5 protein-coding genes are annotated in these 5,828 nt (G+C 67.8%); 2 read left to right on the forward strand and 3 right to left on the reverse strand.

Going from position 1 to position 5,828, the window contains the following annotated elements:
• Nucleotides 1–84: 84 nt before the first annotated feature.
• From O0K41_RS21765 to O0K41_RS21775, 3 genes are all read right to left on the reverse strand, one after another.
• The gene (locus O0K41_RS21765; protein WP_164222235.1) at nucleotides 85–834 is read right to left on the reverse strand and encodes a lysine transporter LysE; all 750 of its coding nucleotides are present in this window, start codon (nucleotides 832–834) and stop codon (nucleotides 85–87) included.
• Nucleotides 835–928: 94 nt separating this feature from the next.
• Complete coding sequence (locus O0K41_RS21770; RefSeq protein ID WP_164222237.1) at nucleotides 929–1,564, reverse strand: LysE family translocator; 636 nt, start codon at nucleotides 1,562–1,564, stop codon at nucleotides 929–931.
• 74 nt (nucleotides 1,565–1,638) lie between these two features.
• Nucleotides 1,639–2,454 carry an AraC family transcriptional regulator gene (locus O0K41_RS21775; RefSeq protein ID WP_149500946.1) on the reverse strand — a complete coding sequence of 272 codons (816 nt, stop codon included), beginning with the start codon at nucleotides 2,452–2,454 and terminating at the stop codon, nucleotides 1,639–1,641.
• 88 nt (nucleotides 2,455–2,542) lie between these two features.
• On the opposite strand from O0K41_RS21775, the gene moeB reads away from it, so the two are divergent.
• Nucleotides 2,543–3,679: a molybdopterin-synthase adenylyltransferase MoeB gene (gene moeB, locus O0K41_RS21780; protein ID WP_164222239.1), complete on the forward strand. Its 1,137-nt coding sequence runs from the start codon at nucleotides 2,543–2,545 to the stop codon at nucleotides 3,677–3,679.
• A gap of 250 nt (nucleotides 3,680–3,929) precedes the next feature.
• The gene (locus O0K41_RS21785; protein WP_005409306.1) at nucleotides 3,930–5,762 is read left to right on the forward strand and encodes a monovalent cation:proton antiporter-2 (CPA2) family protein; all 1,833 of its coding nucleotides are present in this window, start codon (nucleotides 3,930–3,932) and stop codon (nucleotides 5,760–5,762) included.
• Nucleotides 5,763–5,828: the final 66 nt, after the last annotated feature.

The following is a 5,828-nucleotide window of genomic DNA, read 5'->3' on the forward strand; positions in this document are numbered from 1 at the left end:
CTGGCCGGCAACCCGATGATGCCTGGTGTGTTCACGAGGTTGCCGGCCAGCGGCCGGCACTACCCCTACGTCTACAGTCCTCGATCATGGCGAACTGTTGCGACGGGCGCGGCAATGCGGCAACGCGCATGGGGCGCTGCGGGGCGCGGCCATCATCGATTCGGGCAGCTGCGCCTGCCCCGTGAGGCTTGCCCAGACCAGGGTGGTACCCAGTACCCCTGCCAGGTACGCCACCGACACCGCGCCGATCACCAGGCCCGCGGCATGCTCCAGCCACGGAAGCAATCGGCAACACCCCTGTGCCCAGCGCGGATGGCTGCCGAGCCACGCCATCAGCAGGCCGAGCGACAGCGCGACGCCGCCCAGGCAGGCCACGTAGGCGGCCTTGGTATCCATGTCGGCAACGAGGCCGCTGACCAGGGCTGCAACCGCGAACTGCAGCGTCCAGTTGTTGATGCTGGCGAGCGCCAACAGGCATCCAGCCTCGGCGTGCGGCCAACGGGAGCGGGCCTTCAGGCCCCAGGGCATCTGCAGGGAAAGCGGAGAGAGGGAGGTCAGCCCGGCATCGCGCAGGCACATGCCCGCCAGCCGCAGCAGCAGCAGGCAACCCGCGCACTCCATCGCCAGCGTCCACAGGCCGCGGTTTCCCAGCATGCCCGCCGCAACGAAGGCCGTGGCGCAGATGATGCCCGTAGCGATGGCGATACCGAACGATGCGGCCATGGCGGCGTGCCCGCCCGCGCCCATCGCGGTGCGCAGGATCTTCGCGTGATTCGACGCAGGCAGGAGCATGGCGAAGCCGTACAGCACCGCGACGATGAAGAACTGCTGCACGAAAACCTGCCACCAAATTACAGAAAGTGCCGAGTGTGGGCTGCGCTGGACGCGCCGTATTGAACGCTATTGCGACAGGCGCGAATTACCGGCATCAGGCCAGCCACAGCGACACGGCGATCCATAGCGCCAGCGCAATCATCAGCAGCCCTGCGGCCCGTTCCAGCCACGGCAGGGCACGCGCGAATCGACCCAGCACCCATGGGTGGCCGACCAGCGCGGCAACCAGCAGATCCCATAGCAGGACGATGCCGAACATCCACGCGCCATAGAAGAACTTCGTTGCGGCGCTGGCCTGCGGACCGTTGAGCATTGCCGCCAGCGTTGCGTAGAACAGCGCATTCTTCGGGTTCAGCAGCGCAGACAGGGCGCCCAGCCCAGCCGCCCTCCACCATCCGTGGGCACCGCCCGCTGGCGATCCATCGGCCGCTTCAGCTGCCTGCAACGTCGTCGAACCCGCATGGCGCAGGAACAGCGTGCCGAGGTACAGCAGGAACCCGCAGCCCGCCAACTGCACCGCGATGAACCCTGCGCTGCCTGCGCGCAGCATGGCCGTTCCGGTGAAAGCGGCCACGATGAAGACGCCATTGCCGAGGGCGATGCCTGCGCAGGCACCACTGGCAGTGCGCCAGCCCGAGGTGATCGCGGTGCGTGCAACGAGGAAGAAGTCGGGGCCGGGTGAGAGCAGGGCGAGAAAATGTACGGTGGCGATGACCAGGAACTGTTCCATCGGGTCCGGCGGCGGCTGGCTGGGGCGCCAGTCTGGGGATACGCCGCGCGACGGTATTGAACGTTATTGCAGGCTCAGCGCCGGTACTGGCCCGGGGTCGCACCGGCGTGGGCCTTGAAGACCCGCTGGAAATGGCTCTGGTCGGCAAAACCCAGCGCATGCGCGACCACGGCCAGTGCCTGCCCTTCGCACAGCCGCCGGCGGGCCTCCTGGATGCGCTGGTCGATCTGCCAGGCGTGCGGTGTCAGGCCCGTGGCGCGTCGGAAGGCGCGGATCAGCTGGTAGCGGCTCATGCCCGCCAGCGATGCCAGCTCCTGCAGGGCCGGGGTGTGTTCGAGCCGCTGGCGCAGAACGTCCATCACCGGCTGCAAGCGCTGCTGTAACGCGGCATCTTCAAGCGGGCCGGCGACGGCAACACCATCGTGTTCATCCAGATCGCCGACGAACGCGATCAGGGCCGCTTCCTTGACGCTGACTGGATCGTCGGAGAACAGCGTCTCGTTGAGCTGGCAGTACTGCTGGTAGCGCGGGCGATGGTTGGAAATCCGGATCGGTTCCTGCTGCCAGTCGGGTTCGGGCAGGTCGTCATACTCGGCGCGGACCTCGGCCATCCAGCGCGGGTCCAGATGCAGCATCTGGTAGCTCCAGACCTGGCCGGGCAGGGGGTTGCAGGCGTGCACACGGCCTACGGGTACGCCGACCAGACTGCCGGGCTGCAGCAGGCGCGGTCCTGCCGCAGCGCCGGTGAACAGGCTGCTGCCGGCGTCCACGGCGCCGATCGAGAAGGTGTCATGGCTGTGCGGGCGATGGCAGGCGCGGCTGTCGCACGCCCGTCGGCTTTCGACGAAGGGCATGCGCGGGTCACGCCAGAATTCGGTGGCAGAGCGCATGCAGCGGTTCCGGGATGCAGGGGCAACGCCCGCATGGTGCCATGTTCGGGGCAGGGCGCGTCGAGGGTGTCTGCGCGATAATGCCGCCATGAGCATCCAAGAGCTTTCCCCCGCGCAGGCACGCGAGCGCCTGGCCCATGGCGCGGTGCTGATCGATGTGCGCGAGGCGCACGAGCGGGCCGGCGGGATGGCCGAGGGCGCGCGCGGCGTGGCCAAGGGCGAGCTGCAGGCCGACCCGGCCGCGCATCTGCCAAAGCACGACCAGGAAATCCTGTTGATCTGCCAGAGTGGCAAGCGCTCGGCCGATGCCGCGCAGTTCCTGCGGGAGGCCGGCTACACCCACGTCGCTTCCGTGACAGGCGGCACCGTGGCCTGGCGCGAGCAGTCGCTGCCGCTGGTGCAACCACTGGCCAGCGCTGCCGACCGCGATTTCTACGACCGCTATTCGCGCCACCTGCTGCTGCCGCAGGTGGGCGAGGCCGGCCAGCGCCGGCTGCAGCAGTCGTGCGTGCTGGTGCTGGGCGCGGGTGGGCTGGGCGCACCGGCTGGGTTCTACCTGGCCGCGGCTGGGGTAGGGCACCTGCGCTTTGCCGACCACGACCGGGTGGAGCGCAGCAACCTGCATCGGCAGATCGTGCATACCGAAGCCAGCGTGGGCCAGCTCAAGGTCGATTCCGCGCGCGAGCGGCTGCTGGCGCTCAACCCGTCGATCGAGGTCGAGGCCGTGCCCGAGCGGGTCACCTCCGAGAACGTGGATGCGCTGCTGGACGGCGTGGACGTGGTGCTGGATGGCTCGGACAACTTCCCGCTGCGCTACCTGCTCAACGACGCCTGCATCAAGCACGCCACGCCGCTGGTGTACGCCGCCATCGAGCGCTTCGATGGCCAGGTAAGCGTGTTTGACGCCGGCCGCCAGCGCGGCGTGGCGCCGTGCTACCGCTGCCTGTTCCCGGAGCCACCGCCGCCGGAGTTCGCGCCGAACTGCTCCGAGGCCGGTGTGCTGGGTGTGCTGCCGGGATTGGCTGGTGTGCTGCAGGCCACCGAAGTGCTGAAGCTGCTGCTGGGCATCGGCGAGCCGCTCGTCGGTCGGCTGTTGCGCTTCGATGCGCTGGGCATGCGCTTCCGCGAGACCGGCATCCGGCCGGACCCGCAGTGCCCGGTGTGCGCGCCGGACGTGCCGTTCCCGGGGTATATCGATTACGCCGCGTTCTGCCGGGGTGGGTGAGGCTGGCCGGGGAATGCCTTGGTAGATGCCGACCTTGGTCGGCGTTTTCGTGCCAACCAAGGTTGGCACCTACCGAAGCGGGTGCATGGTTGGCACCCACCGACGCGGATGCATGGTTTCGGGATGATGCTGGGGGTCGCTCCCTACATCGTTCCACCTCCAAGACAATCCGACGCAACATGCGTGCTATTGCCGTCATCGGCATTGCTCTATTGTTGAACCCGATTCTGGATCTTGGGGAACACACCGCATGGCGGTAGAAGCAGCGACCAGCGAACTGGTCAAGGTCGTCGCCCTGTTGGGCGCGGCGGTGGTGATGGTGCCCTTGTTCCGCCGGGCCGGCCTGGGCTCGGTGCTGGGCTACTTCGCTGCCGGCCTGGCGATCGGACCGTTCGGGCTGGGCTGGTTCTCCGACCCCCAGGCGATCCTGCATACCGCCGAGCTCGGCGTGGTGATGTTCCTGTTCGTGATCGGCCTGGAAATGCGGCCCTCGCACCTGTGGAGCCTGCGCAAGGAGATCTTCGGGCTGGGCACGCTGCAGATCGTTACCTGTGCGGTGGTGCTGACCAGCATTGCCAAGTTGTTCGGCCTGCCCTGGCAGGTGGCCTTCATCGGTGCCACCGGCTTCGTGCTCACCTCCACCGCAGTGGTGATGCAGTTGCTGGCCGAGCGCGGTGACATCGCGCTGCCGTCGGGGCAGAAGATCGTCTCCATCCTGCTGTTCGAAGACCTGCTGATCGTGCCGTTGCTGGCGCTGGTGGCGTGGATGGGCCCGAGCGCGGGTAGCGCCGATGGCGAGGGCTCGCGCTGGCTGTCGGTAGCGATCGGCGTCGGCGCCATCGTCGGCCTGGTGCTGGTCGGCCGCTTCCTGCTCAATCCGCTGTTCCGGGTGCTGGCCGAATCGAAGGCGCGCGAGGTGATGACCGCCGCCGCGCTGCTGGTGGTGCTGGGTGCGGCGCTGCTGATGCAGCTGTCCGGCCTGTCGATGGCGATGGGCGCGTTCCTGGCCGGCGTGCTGCTGAGCGAATCGACCTTCCGCCACCAGATCGAAGCGGATATCGAACCGTTCCGCGGCATCCTGCTTGGCCTGTTCTTCCTCAGCGTGGGCATGGCGCTGGACCTGGGCGTGGTGGCTGGCAACTGGCAGCTGATCCTCGGCCTGGTGCTGGCGCTGATGGCAGCCAAGGCGCTGTGCATCTACGTAGTCGCGCGCATCATGGGCAGCGACCATGCGCAGGCGCTGGATCGTGGCGTGCTGATGGCGCAGGGCGGCGAGTTCGCCTTCGTGCTGTTCTCGGCCGCCGCATCGGCCGGCGTGATCAACCTGGAGATCAATGCCAACTTCACCGCCGTGGTGGTGCTGTCGATGGCGCTGACCCCGCTGGTGGTGCTGCTCTACAAGCGCGTGGCGCCGAAGCCGACGGTGAACATGGACGGCGTGGACGAGGCCGAGGGTCTGTCCGGCAGTGTGCTGCTGATCGGCTTCGGCCGCTTCGGCCAGGTCGCCAGCCAGTCGCTGCTGGCGCGCGACGTGGACGTGACCATCATCGACAACGACGTGGAGATGATCCAGAGCGCCGCGCGTTTCGGTTTCAAGATCTACTACGGCGACGGTACGCGACTGGACGTGCTGCATGCCTCGGGCGCGGCCACCGCGCGTGCGATTGCGGTCTGCGTGGACAAGGCCGAGGCCGCCGACCGCATCGTTGAACTGGTGGCACACGAGTTCCCCCAGGCCAAGCTGATGGTGCGCTCGTTCGACCGCGAACATTCGCTGCGGCTGATCCATGCCGGTGTCGATTTCCAGATCCGCGAGACGTTTGAGTCGGCGGTGCTGTTTGGCCAGGCCGCCCTGGTGGAACTGGGTGCGGACGAGGATGACGCGATCGAGATCGCCGAGCAGATCCGGCGCCGCGACGCCGAGCGCTTCGAGCTGGAGATTGCCGGTGGTGGTCTGAATGCCGGCGCCAAGATGGTGTTCGGCAATTCCGGCCAGGGCGTGCCGACGCCGACGCCGTTCACCGCGCCGAAGCGGGCGAGCAAGACGTTGAACCCGCAGGACGTGCCGGAAGAGGAAGAATAAAGCCCGGTCGTGCCGGCCGCCGGCCGGCAGATACGGAAACGTTCCGACGTCATGGGGTTGCCGGCC

The organism is Stenotrophomonas sp. Sm2128 (assembly GCF_030985535.1).
Lineage (GTDB): Bacteria > Pseudomonadota > Gammaproteobacteria > Xanthomonadales > Xanthomonadaceae > Stenotrophomonas > Stenotrophomonas maltophilia.

Coding starts and splice junctions, on each gene's coding strand:
- O0K41_RS21770 (WP_164222237.1), bottom strand. CDS start 1,564: ATGGAACAGTTCCTGGTCATCGCCACCGTACATTTTCTCGCCCTGCTC.
- O0K41_RS21775 (WP_149500946.1), bottom strand. CDS start 2,454: ATGCGCTCTGCCACCGAATTCTGGCGTGACCCGCGCATGCCCTTCGTC.
- moeB (WP_164222239.1), top strand. CDS start 2,543: ATGAGCATCCAAGAGCTTTCCCCCGCGCAGGCACGCGAGCGCCTGGCC.
- O0K41_RS21785 (WP_005409306.1), top strand. CDS start 3,930: ATGGCGGTAGAAGCAGCGACCAGCGAACTGGTCAAGGTCGTCGCCCTG.